We start from the raw sequence: 15,496 nt of genomic DNA, 5'->3' as shown, positions 1-15,496 counted from the left end.
GTCGCAACCCAGATTGTTGTTGAGGCGGAACCTGACAGCGGCCGATCACGGGCCGATCACCCGTGCATCACCAGTGCCTCACACCAGGCCTTATCGATTGAAACAGAACGGAAAAAAAATTCCGCACACCGGGAAGGCCGTGCGGAATCCACTGGGGTTATCGGGGGAAATCTATTGCGAGAGGGCCTGATCGAGCAGCGACAGGCTTTCCGCCAGCTGCTGGCGCGCCATCAGCAGAGTCTGGCGATACGGCACGTCCGCGCGGATCGGCGCGTCCGGCTCGGGCGACACCGATACGCGCGCGATCGCGGCGGCCAGCTCGCGAGTCTCCCGCATCGGCCGCACCGAGAGCTCGTCGGCGAGCAGCTGTTCGAAACTGCGATAATGCTGCACCGCCTGGGCGCGATTGCCGCATGCGACCATCGCTTCCATCAGCAGGCGCTGGGCATCCTCGCGCAGCGGCTCGACCGCGCAGATCGCGCGGCCCAGCTCGCTCGCCACGCGCCATTCGCCGTGCCGCTTGCAGGCGCGCGCAAGCTCCAGCGCCGCATCGAGATAGAGCGCGCGCAGACGCTCCCGCTCGATCGCGATCGCATCGACCGGGCTGGATTCGAGCAAATCGCCGCGATAATGGCCCAGCGCCTGTCGCAGCGCATCGCGCTCGGCCGCATCGTCCAGCTTCGCCGGATCCGCGAGCACGCCCTCGACACCGCGTTCGAACGCGATCGCATCGACCCACACCTCGCCACCTTCGGCGAGCGCGATCGTCTCCTTGCCGACGCGGAGCAGGTTCAATCGGCCGAGGCGCTGCTTCAATCGCCACAAGGCCGTGGCAAGGCAGCGCCGCGCCGCTTCCTCATCCTGGTCGGGCCACAGCGCCGCGGCGAGCTGGCTACGCCCGATCCGCCGATGCGGCGCGGCCAATACGGCGCCGATCAGCGACCAGGCGACGCTGGGCAGCATGATCGCCGTCCCAGCAGAGTCGAGCGCGATCCTCGCGCCCAACAGGTGCAACGCCAATTCGGCCATGCCACTCCCCAGGCTGCATGCGTTATAATCGGCGACACCGGTTCTGAAAGTTGAACAAGCTCTGCAATGCGGTTCTGCAACGGGACCTGCCGGACTAATCCCGGCCGCCCCCGGCTTGACCAAGCGCATTGCTGCTCGAACCAAGCGCCCGCCTGCACAAGGCAGCGCGGATCAAGACAGACACACTATTGCAACATGCGGACAAAATCCAGCACGTTATTTAGACTGAAGGCGTTGTTAAGAATATTGAGGGGCGTCTGGGCCGTTACTTTGCCGCCCTTTGGAGGCTCTCACTGGGGGCATTACAGGCCTGGGCTCTAGGCGAAGGATTTGCAGCAACCTGTCGGTGCAGATGGCTGCTTCGGGTACAAGGTCGCGGTGACGCGTGGCCAATTTTTTGGTCTGATAAGGCTATTGGGGTGCGGCGCGCGCTTGGTTCGCAATCCGATCTGAAACCACTTCGACAACCGCCTACGAAGCGGCAAGTCACTTCTGCGCACACAACCCGAAATATTACAACCTCATGGCCCAACGCTCAAAAAATATTCAACAAACTCAAGCCACAATCAATTCAGGTCAGCATTTTAACATAATGCCGATATCACCTAATCCTAGTATTTATTATTTCATTAGCCCATTCCAGATCGCCACCACGAAACTCGTTGGCCTTAATTTTTTGAATAATCCGCTCATGAACACCCGCGTCAATAGAGGGCAATTCTGACAATATATATAGAATTGAAGATCTTAATTCATCATCATCCATATGATCTGCTAGCTCGATTTCCTCATGAGATGTCGCATAGTAATTTATAATACTCCATATATCACCTTGACCATTCCTTATCATACTTATGGCCATATCTTTATTCATGAATTCCACCTCACTAATTCAAACTCTCGCGACGCTGCTTGAGTTTTTCCCGTAGATTAACTTCCCGAGCTATGCGCTCTTTATGTCCACGGTATCTTTGATTTTCACGCTTCTCTTTGTTGTCCCCGTTTGGATTACCACGAGGGTACCGATCATTCTCCGAAATCCTCTGCTCAATACTCCTATCCAGATCCGAAATCGCTTTATCCAACTCATTGTCAGCGATCGGAATGTTCTCCAGATCCTTGTCCTTTATTCTTCCCTTATCATTGATATCAAAGATTTCATTTTTAAGTCCCGGCGGACGATCGAACACAGGAATATGTAGTTTCGGAGGTGTCAGCAGTTGTTTGAGACCTTCGCGCACCACCCAGCGCGCACCTTGGATGGCGACCGTGCGACAGGGCGCGCTAGCCGCACACCGAACTGCCGTACCCACGATGACGCCTCCGACTATCGCACATGGCCCTGCAAAGGGCCCAACACACTCCCCTGTCGGATCCGTGTGATTTAGCGGGTCATTACCAACATACGCATAGAGATTGACCTGATCCTTATATCCGATCGGATCGGTTTGCATGAAGCGCCCGAGCATCGGCGCATAGATCCGGGCCTTGTAGTAGTACATGCCCAACTCGGGAATCCATGCCTGGCCGGTATATTGGAACCGAAACTGGTTGCCGCTGGCCGGAACGCCGTATTCGTCATAACTGTTGATCCAAAGTGCGCTGCCGCCAGCATCCGCCACCGACACGATCGATCCCTGATGATCGATCTGCAAGCTTCGCCGCGAAATGAGTCCCGACGCCTCGTACCATAGCAGCGGGTCATCCTCGCCAGTGCCGTGGACATAGCGCCTGAGGATCGCACCCGAGTCACTCAGCTCTATCGTCAGTTGATCGCCGTCATGATAGAACCGCGTGACGCCTGTCGATGGGCTGTAGGTCTGATAGAGCCGCCCGAGCGGATCATAGGTGAGGCTCGCGCCAGTCGATGACACCACCAATCGGTTCTCGGCGTCATATGTATAGGCAATGCCGCCGTCCGAGGTCAGATTGCCGTTGGAATCATAACCATAGCTGTTGCCGCCGACCGCAGCATATTGGTTCAACCCATTCACCGCATAGCTGCGGTTGGTGCTGATATAGGCCCCGAAGGCATAGCTGTTGTTCGACCGGCCCCTGCTTGTGATCTGACTGGCCGGATTGTAGCCCAGGGTGGTCACCACATCATGGCCACTGCCCGCCAGATCGTCGCTCAGGCTGCTCAAGCGCGAGACCGCATCATAGCCATAGCTGGAGGCAACCCCGCCTCGCACCTCGCCGGAACGCCGCCCTTGCGCGTCCCAGCTCATCGTCACCACCGACGTTCCGCCATTCTCGCGAATTACCACTGGACGATCGAGTCCGTCATATTCGTAGGTGAAGAAATTCCCATCGAGATGCGTGATCCGCGTCCGGTTGCCGTCGGCATCATGGAGATAGCTGAACGCCACGCTCGACCCATTCATGCTCGTGCCGCTCGATGTGAGGCGTCCGAAGCCGTCATAGCTGTTGAGCACCGCATCGGCGCCACTAGCACTGTCGAACCGCGCCGCCGTCTGGAGCCCCCGCGCGTCATAGCTGTAATAGACGTCCCGCGTCATCGAAGCGGGGACGTTGGTGCACGCATAGCCCGCCACACAGGCATCCGGCACGATCTTCGCCGTCATCCGGTTCAGCGCGTCGAAGGTGTAGCTGAACACCCGCCCGTCGCGCTTCCTCAGCGAGGTGCGGTTGCCGTTGAGGTCATGGCCATATTCCTCGCGGTCATTGGCGTTGACCGCGCCCGCCGTCGCCAGGGCATTGGCGGGTGTCGAGGGATTGTAGCCAGTCGGCGCGCTCGTCGAGGGGAACTGCCACTGCGCCTGGCGATCATGTCCGTCATAGACCAGCCGCGCCTTGTTGCCGTTCGCGTCGACGACATATTCCTGCTTGCCATTGGCCGTGAAGCCGTAGCTCGCATAGGCCTGTTCCAGGCTCGACCCCACCGCCTTGCGCACCTGCACCAGCTGGCCCGCCGGATCATAGATATTCTTCGTGATCCGGTCGATCGGATTGGACGGGTTGCTCTGGTCACAGGCGCTGGCCGGCAGGCTGCCGAACAGCGCCGGGTCCATCCGCACCGCGGCACATTGCAACCGGCCGACACTGTCATAGCTATATTGCGTCAACTGGTAGACTATCCCCCCCGACGACGCGCTTTCCTTCACCTTGCGGTCGAGCAGGTCATAGACCATCTCCACTCTCTGCTGGACGGTGAAGCCGGACCAACTTGCCGGCGTCACCGCCTCTGGCTGCCAGGCGGCAAGCTCGCCCTTCTCGACCAGCGTCAGCCGCCCATTGGCGTCATAGGTGTTGCGCACTGCCAGATGGTGGAGCGGGCCGGCTCCATCTGGATCAGGCATTATCGTCCCCACCACCCGGTGCGCGGCGTCATAGCGCGTTCCGGTAGTGAAATCCGACGGCGCCGACTGCGCCATCGCGGCGAGCGGTGCGAGCAAGGCGGCCGAGCCCAGCAGCCGAGCGACGATCTTCTTCATGGTCATGTCCCCCTGCTTCCGCTTCACGAACAGCTCGCAAGACCAGCGCGCGGCTTGGTCTCGAAGATCTTGTTGCCATATTCGTCATAGCCATAGCAGGTGCGCAGGCTGACCCCGGCCGAGGTCACCACCAGCCCACGCAGCAGCAGATTGTCCGCCGTGCCGCTCGCGCCATATTCATAGCTGGTGACCGTGATCGGCGCCGCCGGATCGCAGCTCGCCGTGCTGCTGCCGGCATAGGTCTGGCACAGCGTTTCGGTCGCCGGCAGCCAGACCGGCGACGCCGCCGCCACCAGCGCCCCGCCGGAATTCTTCACATAGGCATAGCCCTGCACATAGGTGTAGAGCTTCAGCGGCCGCGCCGCACCCGCAACCGGCGCCGGCTGCATCTCGCTCGTCACGCCGCCGTGCGTGGCATAGGTAAAGTCGGTCTGGTTTCCGTTCGCATCCACGATCATCGCGGGCTTGGTCTGGTTCTGCCGGGTGATCGTGTATGGAGCCCCCAAGAAGTAATAGCCATATTGCTTGACGAGGTTCGGAAGGCCGGAGCCCGGCTTCGCGACCAGCGTCTCCTTGCTGAGGGCGCGATAGGGGCCATTATATTCGGCCAGATATTTGTTGCCCTCGGGATAGGTCGCCTCGACCAGGAAGCTGCCTTCGGACAGCGGACCGCCGGGCGGATCGTTGTCGAAATAATAGTCGGCCCCTTTGTAGCGATACTGGGTCGTCTGTCCGTTCCCGTCGGTGAAGCTATAGGGGTTCGACCGGGTGAAGGTACCGCCGAAGCCATTGCCGCTGGGGTCAAGCGCGCCGGAGCTGATCTGGCCGTCGCTGTCGATATTGGCCCCCTCGTCGGTGATGACACCCGGCTCGACATTGGACGAATATGTCCAGACGGTACCGTCCGCGAGCGTCTGGCCGATCACCTTGCCGTCGAAGATCGTGTTGGCGACCTTGCAGCCGCTATAGCCCGGCGGCGTGACGCAATTTATCTGCGTCCAGCCGGTCTGCCAGCCATAGCTGGTCGTGTTCGACTGGACATCGGAGACGCTCGTCAGCAGGCTGCCCGAATAGCCATAGCTCGTCTTCAGGCTCGCCCCGGCGCAGGTCGTGCTGCTGGTTACATAGGTCCGCGAAAGGTTGAAGCCGCATGCGGCCGAAATGCGCCCGTTCGCACCCCAGTCGAACACAAGCGCATAGCCCGAGCTGTCGCTGACCAGCCGAAGCTGGTTGCTGCCGTTGTACGAGAAGGTCTGCACGCGCCCATCGGGAAACACGATACGCGATACACGCTGGGAGGAGGGGAGCCCCACGCCGCCGCTCACCGGGACCGAGGAGGAGAAAGTATATTCCGTGCCCGCGGTATCGGTATAGACATAGTTGCTGCCCGACAGCACGAGCGTGCCGACTTCGGCATCCATATTGGCGGCGATCTGCGTGACGCTTCCCGTCTCATAGCTGCCGCCGGAGCTTGCGCCGAGATGGACGGTGAGGATCGACCGTCCTGGCGACTTGACCGTCCTGCCGACATATATGTCGAAATTGCTGCTGGTGTGGGTACCGAAGAACAGGCTGCTCGGATCGTTCAGGTAGCTGCCGATATAGAAGCGCTCGAGCTTGAGCGGCCCGATCGCGATATCGGTCTCCGAATAGGTGAACGCCGTATCGGCAAGGTTCACGCCCGTCGGGGTGGTCGAGTAGATCTTGGGCGGGACGATCTGGGCCGTCGCGGGTACCGCGCCGAGCATCGCCGAGGCCGTGAGAAGCCGTGCAACATGCCTATGCATTCTGGTCTCCATCAGGAATTTGGGGTGGCGGCGCGGCGCGCTAGACGGGCGGCTCGCCGATGCAGCTGTTGTTGTTGCCGGTGGCGGTGACGGTGACGATGCCCGTGGCCGTCGCGCCCAGGCTGTTGGCGATCGTGTAGGTGAAGCTCGCGGTGCCGGTATAGGCCGCGCTGAACGTCACCGAGGTGCTGCTGACGATCGAGGCATAGATCGACCCCGAGGACGGGTTGATCGAGACCAGCGTCAGCGGAACATTGCCGTTCGGGTCATAGTCGTTCGCCAGCAGGTTCACCGTCTTCGTCGTCGAGCAGGCGAACGAGGTCGAGTCGTTGACCGCGACGGGCGGCGTCGGGGTCGGCGTCGGCGTGGGAGTAGGCGTCGGCGTTGGCGTGGGTGTCGGGGTGGGCGTCGGCGTGGGCGTGGGCGTGGCGCAGACGGGCGGCGCCCCGGTGCCGGTGAAATATTGCGCGCGATTGCCGGCCGGATCGAAGCAGGTCGCCATCGTCACCGCGCTGTTCGGCCCGCCGCTGATCGACGACCGCACCAGCCGCCCCAGCTGGTCATATTGATAGGTCGTGGTTTCCTGCGCATGCGCCGGCAGCGACGCGAAACCTATGGCCAGCGTGCTCGTGCACGCCAACAAGCGAAGACGCATATGCCCCTCCCGATTTCCATTTAATGGATTGAATCAATTCGGAAAAATGCCGCACCCAAGAATAGGGCGCGAAAGATGTGCGAACGCGGCCACCCTCCCTTTTTCTCAAGACAATTCAAGTTTGTTTCCACAATATGTCCACCACCAAGATACTCCCATTTCGGTGATACTTGGCGGACTCCGCCGCTCTGCGCGCGGCACTTTCCCGATCGAGTCACGCGCCTGGATGGCGATGGCCCGAGCCTGGGCAACCGGGCCGCACGGCTCGCGGCCGGAAAACCGTCGAGATGCCCCAAGGCAGCAATGCGCCGCTGCCCTTCCTAGCGTGGCGTGTCGCGTGCATCCTCGCGTGCCGAATGCAGGTCCGACGGGATCGGCATCGGCGCGAAGGCGCTGACGTTCGACCGGCCGGTATTGCCCGCCGGCGTCCGCCCCGTGAGATGCCCGAGCGGTGCGAGCGCCATCCGGAACAGCTGGCCGGCGACTTCGCCGGGCTGGCGCAGCCGCCACGCATAGCCGAGCATGATCGCATGCACCCGCAGATGCGGCACCAGTCGTGGCTGCGCCAGAATGTGCGCGCGTTCGAGCGCACGCCAGGCCCGCGCCGCATCGCCACCGGCACGCGCGTCGCGAAACACAGTCAGTTCCGCCTCGACCAACGCCGGAATCCATGGTTCACGCACCGCCGGCATAGAAAATCTCCTTCTCGCCCAACACGCCCCCGCAGCGCCGATCGCTCCGACGCTACTTGTCACACGCCTTCGGACAATCTGACGACATCGATCTGCTCGGCCATCCACGCGCTGAAATCGACCATCGCGCCGTTGCTCCGCCAATCCGTGCGCCGCACCAGATAATAAGCGTCGTCGGTAAGGAGCGGCCGGTCGAAGGGAATCACCAGATTCCCGCTCGCGAGCTCCGGCGAAATCAGGAATTCGGGAATCAGTGCGACGCCGACGCCCGCCGCCGCCGCCTGGGCGAGCATCAGGAAATGCTCGAACCGCTGCCCCTGCAGCCGGGGCAGGTCGGGAATCCCGCAATCGGCAAACCAGCGATTCCAGGCATCGAGCCGGGACGCCTGGAACAGCAGCGGCTTGTCGATCAGGTCCGCCGGCGATTCGATCGGATGGGACGCCAGCCAATCGGCGCTGCACACCACGACCGCCCGCTCGCCGAACAGGCGCAGATGCGAGGCATCCGGCCAATCCGGCTGGCCGAAATGGATCGCCCCGTCGAACCCCTCCTCCTCCAGGTCGAACGGAAAGGAGCGCGCCGCGAAATTGACGGTCATCTCGGGATGGCGTGCGGAGAGACCCGGCAGCCGCGGCGCGAGCCAGCGCATCCCGAAGCTCGGCAGCGTGGCGATGAGCAAGGTCCGCCCGGTGCCGCTCATCAGCCGATCGGTGGCCAGCCGGATCCGGTCCAGCGCCGGCCTGACTTCATCGGCATAGGCACGGCCGGCCGCGTTGAGCGTGACCCGGCGGCCATGCCGGTCGAACAGGCTGGTCTGCAGCCAGTCCTCGAGCAACGCCACCTGCCGGCTGACGGCGCTCTGGGTGAGGCCGATATGGGCCGCCGCCCGCGAGAAGCTGCCATGGCGCGCCGCGGCGACGAAGCTGTTCAGCGCCGCCATCGGCGGCAGCAGGCGCCTGCCCTCACTCATTCCATATACTCATCTGCAGATGACACTTATCCGTTTTGAATCGCTCCACCCATACCTCACATGGCCATATGCGGTTGGCAATCAGGTCGAGGTAAATGATGAATAAGCATCAAAGCGCGATGAATGCGCTGGTGGGAGCCATATTGCCCGCCGATCGGGCACGGGCAGCGCGGGAGATCATCGAGCCCATGGCGGATCCGGCGGAGGCCGCGCAGGCGGTCGACGCGCTCGCCTTCACGGTCGCGCTCAATACCATCCTCTTCGCCGATCTGCTCGATCGCGCCGCGACGGGCGCCGCCTATGTCGACGATGTCCGCCGTTCCGGCCGGCGCGTCCGCTTCGACCATGGCGCCCTGCGGACGATCCGCCTGCCCCGCGGCGACACCGGCGCCCTGCCCGCCGGCGAACAGGCATTCCGCCGGATCCTCGAGCCGCTCGGCTATGCGGAAGCGGCGATCTATCCGCTGCCCCGGCTGCGGATGACGGGCCGCGCCTATCGCCATCGCACGCATCCGGAGACCATTCCGCAATTCTTCGTCAGCGAGCTGCACGTCGACCAGTTCGGCGCGGAGTTCGCCGATGCCGCCGCGCGTGTCTTCGGCACTTCCCGCGATCCGATCGACCCGGATACGGCGGCGGCGCTCGCCCGGCTGGGCCGGGGCGAGAAACTCGCACCGGACGTCGCCGCGCAAGCGCTGCGCGTGACGGGCGGCGCGTTCGGGCGCCAGCACGACCGCCCGATGCTCGCGGACTATGAGATCCTCAAGCGCTCCTCGGCAGAGGCGGCCTGGATCGCCACCGAGGGCAATGCCTTCAATCACGCGACCGACCGGGTCCCCGACGTCGCTGCCCTGGCCGAAGCGCAGCGCACGCTCGGCCGGCCGATCAAGGACAACGTGGAGGTTTCCGGCACCGGTCGCGTCCGCCAGACCGCCTTCCGCGCCGACCCCGTCGATCGCGCGTTCGGCATGCCGGCAGGCCCGGACCGCACCTTGTCGGTCCCGGGCTCCTTCTACGAATTCATCACGCGCGACATCGATCCGGCAACCGGCACGCTCGACCTGTCCTTCGACAGCGGCAACGCCACCGGCATCTTCGGCATGACCAAGGCCGCATGACCGGCGCCCACGCCTCTCTTCTCGGCACGCTCGCCGATATCGTCGGCGCGGCGCAGGTACTGACGGACCCGTCCGACCTGGCCGCCTATCGGAGCGACGGCCGCGGCGCCGGCGGCGGCGCGCCGATCGCAGTCGTCCGCCCGAACGATGCGGACCAGATATCGGCGCTGGTACGGCTGGCGGCCGGAGCGGGCATCCGCCTCGTCGTCGCCGGCGGCCGGACCGGCCTGGCCGGTGCGAGCCTGGCCGCCGACGGGGAACCCTGCTTGCTGGTCAGCCTCGAGCGGCTCGCCGGCCTGATCGAGATCGATCCCGCCAACCGCACCGCCACCATCGATGCCGGAGTCCGGCTGTCGGCGCTCAACGCGGCGGCCGCCGAGTACGGGCTGTTCTTTCCGATCGATCTCGGCGCGGATCCGGCAGTTGGCGGCATGATCGCCAGCAATACCGGGGGCGCCCGCCTGCTGCGCTATGGCGATGTCCGCGCGAACCTGTTGGCGGTGGAAGTCGTCCGCTCCGATGCGGAAGGATCGCGCATCCGGCTCGGCGCGCCGCTCCGGAAGAACAATACCGGGCTCGACCTCAAGCAGCTGCTGGTCGGCGGCTGCGGCTCGACCGGGATCGTGACCCGCGCCACCGTCGCCCTGCACCCCCTGCCCGCCGCCCGGTTGACTGCGTTGCTCGCGCTCGACGATCCCCGTGCCGCGCTTCCGCTCCTGCTGGCGCTGGAACGGGATTTCGGCAGCTGGCTGTCCGCTTTCGAGGGCATGAGCGAGACGGCAATCCGGGCCGCGACCGATCATGTCCCCGGCCTCCAGCTGCCGTTCGGAAGCCCCCCGCCCTATGCGGTGCTGATCGAGCTGTCCGCGGGTGCAGCGTTCGACGAGAATCTGCTGGAAGAGCGGCTCGCCGCCGCGCTGGAGCCGTTCATGAGCGGTGCCGATGCCAGCATTCGCGACGCCGCGATCGACCGGCGCGACCGGCTCTGGGCGCTCCGGCACGCGATCCCCGAGGGGCTGCGTGCCAAGGGCACGGTGGTGGCCTGCGACATCGCGCTGCGCCGCAGCGACGTGATGGCCTTTCGCGGGCGGATGGCCGGCCTGCTCGCGCAGCATGCACCCGGGCTGGTGCCGCATGATTTCGGCCATATCGGGGACGGCGGGCTCCATTATAATCTCGTCTGGCCGCGCGCGAACGGCACGCCGGACCCCGCACTGCTCGAGAGCGCCCGCATGCTGATCTTCGACACCGTCGTCGAGGAGTTCGGCGGAAGCTTCAGCGCCGAGCACGGCATCGGCCCGCGCAACATCGCAAGCTACCGGCGCTTCGTGCCCGGCGCAGTGCGCAGCCTGGCCGGCGAGATCCAGGACATCATGGCCCCCGTTTCGAGCGGACGGGTCGATTTCGGAACGACAGGAGAAGGCACGGAATGAGCGATGCATTGATGGGCGTCTACAACCGCGCCCCGCTCGAGGTGGAGCGCGGCAACGGCATGTGGCTCCACACCCGCGACGGACGCACCTTCCTCGATTGCGTGGCGGGCATCGCCACCAACTGCCTGGGCCATGCCCATCCGCGCCTGGTGGCGGCGCTGGAGGAACAGGCGCGCAAGCTGTGGCACGTCTCGAACATCTTCCGCATTCCCGGGCAGGCGGAACTGGCGGACCGCCTGGTCGGAGCGACCTTCGCGGACGCGGTGTTCTTCGGCAATTCGGGGTCGGAGGCCGTCGAATGCGCGCTCAAGGCCGCGCGGCGATATCATGCGGTCAACGGCGCGCCGGAGCGGATCGACATCGTGGGGTTCGCGGGCTCCTTTCACGGCCGCACCTATGCCGCGGTCAATGCCTCGGGCAATCCCGCCTATCTCGACGGGTTCGGCCCGCGCCTGCCCGGCTATGTCCAGCTCACCATCGACGACCGCGCCGCGATCGACGAAGCGGTGCGGCGTCCGACGACGGCGGCGGTGATCGTCGAGCCGGTCCAGGGCGAAGGCGGTGCCCGGGCGCTCGACGGCGAATGGCTGCTGTGGCTGCGCGGGCTGTGCGACGCACACGGCGTGCTGCTGATCCATGACGAAGTGCAGAGCGGCATGGGTCGCACCGGCCGGCTGTTCGCCCATCAATGGTTCGACGGCGCCGCGCCGGACATCATGGCGGTCGCCAAGGCGCTGGGCGGCGGCTTCCCGATCGGTGCCTGCCTCGCCACCGCGGCGGTGGGCCGGGCGATGACGGTCGGGGTCCATGGCTCGACCTTCGGCGGCAATCCGCTGGCGATGGCGGTGGGCATCGCCGCCTTTGACGAGATCGCCCGGGAGGAAACGCTGGCCAATGTCCGCACGGTCTCGGACCGGCTGGCGACCGGGCTGCGCGATCTCGCGGCCCGGTTTCCGGACGTCGCCGTCGACGTGCGCGGCAAGGGCCTGCTGATCGGCATCCGCATGGTGCCGAACAACCGCGAGGTGATGGCGCTGGCCCGCGACCATGGGCTGCTGGTCGCCGGGGGCGGCGAGAATTGCATCCGCCTGCTGCCGCCGCTCACCATCACCGCCGACGAAGCCGATGAGGTGCTGCGCCGGATCGAGGCGACATTCGCGGCCGCGCGCATCCGCTTCGCCGCCGCGGCCTGATACTGGTGATCTGGGCCGTTGCCGGGCAAAACGGTGGCAGCCTGCTTATATCCGAGGCCGATGCGCGCGCCCCGGGCGGGCGTGCCGGCGACTTTGTCCATGCAAGCGAGTGAGTGCCATGTTCCTGCGATCCACCGATCCCTCTTCCGGCGAGACCATCTGGGAGGGCCGGCCGACCAGCCCGGCGGAATGCCTTGCCGCCGTGGAGCGCGCCCGCATCGCCTTTCCCGGCTGGGCCCGCACGCCCCTGACCGAGCGCATCGGGATCGCACGCCGCTTTGCCGAGATCCTGCGTGACGAGGCCGAGGAACTCGCCACGCTGATCGCGCGCGAGACCGGCAAGCTGCTGTGGGACAGCCGGGGCGAAGTGGCGGCGATGATCGGCAAGGTCGAGATATCGATCGCCGCCCAGGCGCAGCGCGCGGGCCTGGACGAGGCCGCCATGCCGTTCGGCCGCTCGGTCCTGCGCCACCGCCCCCATGGCGTGATGGCCGTGCTCGGCCCCTATAATTTCCCCGGCCATCTGCCCAATGGGCACATCGTCCCGGCGCTGCTGGCGGGGAATTGCGTGGTGTTCAAGCCATCCGAGGAAACGCCCGCGATCGGCGAGCGCATGGCCGGCATCTGGTCCCGCGCCGGGTTGCCCGCGGACGTGCTGCAGGTCGTCCAGGGCGGCCGGGAGACCGGGGCGGCGCTGATCGCGGCCGATATCGACGGCCTGTTGTTCACGGGATCGGCCGAGACCGGGCGCCATTTCCGCCGCGCCTTTCTCGATCGGCCGTCGGTGATCCTTGCGCTGGAGCTCGGCGGCAACAATCCGCTCATCGCCTGGGACGGCGATCCGGAGGCGGTGGCGACTCTGGTGATCCACTCCGCTTTCATAACCACCGGCCAGCGCTGCTCATGCGCCCGCCGCCTGATCGTGCCGGACGACCGGCGGGGCGCCGCGATCGTCGAGGCAGTGCAGGCCCTGGCCTCGCGCCTGCCGGTGGCGGCGTGGAACGACGGCGCCGATGCCTTTATGGGGCCGCTGGTCTCTGCCCGTGCCGCGGCATCGGCCGGAGCGGCGTTCGATGGCCTGGTCGTCCAGGGTGCCAGGCCGCTGCTGCCCGGCGGCCCGGTCGCGGGGCGTGGCCCGGCCTTCATCGCCCCGGCGCTGTTCGATGCGACCGGAGTCGAACTGCCGGACCGCGAGATATTCGCTCCGGCGCTCCAGATCACCCGCGTTGCGGATTTCTCCACGGCGATCACCCGTGCCAACGCCACTGCCTTCGGCCTGTCCGCCGGGCTCATCTCGGCCGATCCGGCGCTGTGGGAGCGTTTCTCGACCGAGATCCGCGCCGGCGTGGTCAACTGGAACCGGCCGACGACGGGCGCGGCTTCCAACCGGCCGTTCGGCGGTCTGGGGGAATCGGGCAATCATCGCCCGAGCGCCTTCTATGCCGCGGATTACTGCGCCTATCCGATGGCGAGCTTCGAAGCGCCGGCGATCGAGGCGCAGCCCGTGCCCGGTCTGTAGGACGGATGGCGCTTCCCTTGTCAGCCGATCAAATGCGCGCCCAAAATGCGAAACGCCCGGTGGACCGTCTGCTAGGGCCCGCTGGATCGCAGCAATTCGGGAGCCGTGCACGATGGTGGTAAATTTACGGGATCAGGTTCGGGCGATCCTGAACGATTTCGGCGTGGCGGCATCGGCGCTGGAGGGAGGAACGCTCGCCGCAGTCTCGCCCCTTACCGGCGAGCCGCTGGCCGAGCTGGGGGAGCACGGGATCGGGGATTGCGACGCCGCGGTGGCGGCGGCCTTGGTAGCCTTTCGGCAATGGCGGCTGGTGCCGGCTCCGCGCCGCGGCGAGTTCGTCCGCCGGCTGAGCGAGAAGCTGCGCGTGCACAAGGAACCGCTCGGCCGGCTGGTGACGATCGAGGCCGGGAAAGTCCTGTCCGAGGGGCTGGGCGAAGTCCAGGAGATGATCGACATCTGCGACTTCGCGGTGGGCCTGTCGCGCCAGCTCTACGGCCTGACCATGCCGTCGGAGCGCGCCGACCACCGGCTTGCCGAGCAATGGCATCCGGCCGGCCCGGTCGGCATCATCTCCGCGTTCAACTTCCCGGTCGCGGTGTGGAGCTGGAACGCGGCGCTGGCGCTGGTGTGCGGCGATTCGCTGATCTGGAAGCCGTCGGAAAAGACTCCGCTGACCGCACTCGCCGTCCAGGCCCTGTTCGAGCAGGTCGCCGCGGACTTCGGCGACGATGCGCCCCATGGCCTGTCGCAGCTGCTGATCGGTGGACGCGAACTGGGCGAGCGGCTGGCCGAGCATCCGGACGTGCCGGTGGTGTCGGCAACCGGCTCGACCCGGATGGGCCGCGAGGTGGGGCGCACCGTCGCCGCCCGCTTCGGCCGCAGCATCCTGGAACTGGGCGGCAACAACGCCTCGATCGTCACGCCCTCGGCCGATCTCGACCTCGCGTTGCGCGCGGTCGCGTTCGGGGCGATGGGCACGGCGGGCCAGCGCTGCACCACGCTCCGCCGGCTGATCGTCCACCGCGACATCGCCGACGATTTCGTCGCGCGGCTGCACAAGGTCTATGCCGGAGTGACGGTGGGCGACCCGCTCGACGGCAATGCCCTGGTCGGCCCGCTGATCGATCGCGGAGCGTTCGACGCGATGCAGGCGGCGCTGGCCGCGGCGAATGCCGCCGGCGCGCGCGTCCATTTCGGCGAACGCCTGCCGATCGGCGGCGAGGACGCCTTTTATGTTCGCCCCGCCCTGGTCGAAGCCGAGCGCCAGGACGGCCCGGTGGTGCAGGAGACCTTCGCCCCCATTCTCTATGTCCTGCGCTATTCCACGCTGGACGAGGCGATCGCGCTCCAGAACGGCGTGCCGCAGGGCCTTTCTTCCTCGATCTTCTCGACCGACATGCGCGAAGTGGAGCTGTTCCTGTCGGCCGGCGGATCGGATTGCGGGATCGCCAATGTGAACATGGGACCGTCCGGCGCGGAAATCGGCGGCGCGTTCGGCGGCGAGAAGGAAACCGGCGGCGGCCGCGAAAGCGGCAGCGACAGCTGGAAGGCCTATATGCGGCGGCAAACCAACGCCATCAACTATGGCCGCTCGCTGCCGCTGGCCCAGGGCGTGCGCTTCGACCTGGAGGTATGAAAGCCGCA

At 65.6% G+C, this 15,496-nt stretch carries 12 protein-coding genes; 5 read left to right on the top strand and 7 right to left on the bottom strand.

Going from position 1 to position 15,496, the window contains the following annotated elements:
* Window positions 1-171: 171 nt before the first annotated feature.
* The 7 genes from ACIQCS_RS07310 to ACIQCS_RS07280 form a co-directional block, all read right to left on the bottom strand.
* Window positions 172-1,029 carry a BTAD domain-containing putative transcriptional regulator gene (locus tag ACIQCS_RS07310; protein ID WP_345851411.1) on the bottom strand — a complete coding sequence of 286 codons (858 nt, stop codon included), beginning with the start codon at window positions 1,027-1,029 and terminating at the stop codon, window positions 172-174.
* A gap of 601 nt (window positions 1,030-1,630) precedes the next feature.
* On the bottom strand, window positions 1,631-1,903 hold the full coding sequence (locus ACIQCS_RS07305) for a hypothetical protein (RefSeq protein WP_345851409.1): 273 nt from the start codon (window positions 1,901-1,903) through the stop codon (window positions 1,631-1,633).
* Between the two features lie 13 nt (window positions 1,904-1,916).
* Complete coding sequence (locus ACIQCS_RS07300) at window positions 1,917-4,484, bottom strand: RHS repeat-associated core domain-containing protein (protein WP_345851408.1); 2,568 nt, start codon at window positions 4,482-4,484, stop codon at window positions 1,917-1,919.
* A 23-nt stretch (window positions 4,485-4,507) separates the two neighbouring features.
* On the bottom strand, window positions 4,508-6,271 hold the full coding sequence (locus ACIQCS_RS07295) for a hypothetical protein (RefSeq protein WP_345851406.1): 1,764 nt from the start codon (window positions 6,269-6,271) through the stop codon (window positions 4,508-4,510).
* Between the two features lie 40 nt (window positions 6,272-6,311).
* Window positions 6,312-6,926, bottom strand: coding sequence for an Ig-like domain-containing protein (locus ACIQCS_RS07290; RefSeq protein ID WP_345851404.1), 615 nt, complete (start codon window positions 6,924-6,926; stop codon window positions 6,312-6,314).
* Between the two features lie 320 nt (window positions 6,927-7,246).
* A complete protein-coding gene (locus ACIQCS_RS07285) occupies window positions 7,247-7,618 on the bottom strand; it encodes a DUF3703 domain-containing protein (RefSeq protein ID WP_345851403.1) in 372 nt (123 codons plus the stop codon).
* Between the two features lie 59 nt (window positions 7,619-7,677).
* Window positions 7,678-8,589 (bottom strand): LysR substrate-binding domain-containing protein, encoded by a 912-nt coding sequence (locus ACIQCS_RS07280; RefSeq protein WP_280281255.1) that lies wholly within the window; start codon window positions 8,587-8,589, stop codon window positions 7,678-7,680.
* 95 nt (window positions 8,590-8,684) lie between these two features.
* Here ACIQCS_RS07280 and ACIQCS_RS07275 point away from each other — a divergent pair, with 95 nt between their 5' ends.
* The 5 genes from ACIQCS_RS07275 to ACIQCS_RS07255 all read left to right on the top strand — a co-directional run bounded on the left by ACIQCS_RS07275 (window position 8,685) and on the right by ACIQCS_RS07255 (window position 15,488).
* Entirely contained in the window at window positions 8,685-9,707 is a 1,023-nt protein-coding gene (locus tag ACIQCS_RS07275; protein ID WP_345851400.1) for a 2-oxoadipate dioxygenase/decarboxylase family protein, read from the top strand.
* The gene (locus ACIQCS_RS07270) at window positions 9,704-11,140 is read left to right on the top strand and encodes an FAD-binding oxidoreductase (RefSeq protein WP_345851398.1); all 1,437 of its coding nucleotides are present in this window, start codon (window positions 9,704-9,706) and stop codon (window positions 11,138-11,140) included. Before ACIQCS_RS07275 ends, ACIQCS_RS07270 begins: the two co-directional genes overlap by 4 nt.
* The gene (locus ACIQCS_RS07265) at window positions 11,137-12,333 is read left to right on the top strand and encodes an aspartate aminotransferase family protein (RefSeq protein ID WP_345851397.1); all 1,197 of its coding nucleotides are present in this window, start codon (window positions 11,137-11,139) and stop codon (window positions 12,331-12,333) included. Before ACIQCS_RS07270 ends, ACIQCS_RS07265 begins: the two co-directional genes overlap by 4 nt.
* 118 nt (window positions 12,334-12,451) lie before the next feature.
* On the top strand, window positions 12,452-13,852 hold the full coding sequence (gene astD, locus ACIQCS_RS07260) for a succinylglutamate-semialdehyde dehydrogenase (RefSeq protein ID WP_345851396.1): 1,401 nt from the start codon (window positions 12,452-12,454) through the stop codon (window positions 13,850-13,852).
* 112 nt (window positions 13,853-13,964) lie between these two features.
* Window positions 13,965-15,488, top strand: a complete 1,524-nt coding sequence (locus ACIQCS_RS07255; protein ID WP_345851395.1) for an aldehyde dehydrogenase family protein — start codon at window positions 13,965-13,967, stop codon at window positions 15,486-15,488.
* Window positions 15,489-15,496 lie beyond the last annotated feature (8 nt).

Source organism: Sphingomonas sp. NPDC092440 (assembly GCF_044754985.1).
GTDB lineage: Bacteria > Pseudomonadota > Alphaproteobacteria > Sphingomonadales > Sphingomonadaceae > Sphingomonas.
This window is presented reverse-complemented; position numbering and strand designations above follow the sequence as displayed.

Bases quoted from the DNA above. Each gene is read 5' to 3' on its own strand.
- ACIQCS_RS07290 (WP_345851404.1), bottom strand. From the start codon at position 6,926: ATGCGTCTTCGCTTGTTGGCGTGCACGAGCACGCTGGCCATAGGTTTC.
- ACIQCS_RS07295 (WP_345851406.1), bottom strand. From the start codon at position 6,271: ATGCATAGGCATGTTGCACGGCTTCTCACGGCCTCGGCGATGCTCGGC.
- ACIQCS_RS07265 (WP_345851397.1), top strand. From the start codon at position 11,137: ATGAGCGATGCATTGATGGGCGTCTACAACCGCGCCCCGCTCGAGGTG.
- astD (WP_345851396.1), top strand. From the start codon at position 12,452: ATGTTCCTGCGATCCACCGATCCCTCTTCCGGCGAGACCATCTGGGAG.
- ACIQCS_RS07300 (WP_345851408.1), bottom strand. From the start codon at position 4,484: ATGAAGAAGATCGTCGCTCGGCTGCTGGGCTCGGCCGCCTTGCTCGCA.
- ACIQCS_RS07255 (WP_345851395.1), top strand. From the start codon at position 13,965: ATGGTGGTAAATTTACGGGATCAGGTTCGGGCGATCCTGAACGATTTC.
- ACIQCS_RS07310 (WP_345851411.1), bottom strand. From the start codon at position 1,029: ATGGCCGAATTGGCGTTGCACCTGTTGGGCGCGAGGATCGCGCTCGAC.
- ACIQCS_RS07280 (WP_280281255.1), bottom strand. From the start codon at position 8,589: ATGAGTGAGGGCAGGCGCCTGCTGCCGCCGATGGCGGCGCTGAACAGC.
- ACIQCS_RS07305 (WP_345851409.1), bottom strand. From the start codon at position 1,903: ATGAATAAAGATATGGCCATAAGTATGATAAGGAATGGTCAAGGTGAT.
- ACIQCS_RS07275 (WP_345851400.1), top strand. From the start codon at position 8,685: ATGATGAATAAGCATCAAAGCGCGATGAATGCGCTGGTGGGAGCCATA.
- ACIQCS_RS07270 (WP_345851398.1), top strand. From the start codon at position 9,704: ATGACCGGCGCCCACGCCTCTCTTCTCGGCACGCTCGCCGATATCGTC.
- ACIQCS_RS07285 (WP_345851403.1), bottom strand. From the start codon at position 7,618: ATGCCGGCGGTGCGTGAACCATGGATTCCGGCGTTGGTCGAGGCGGAA.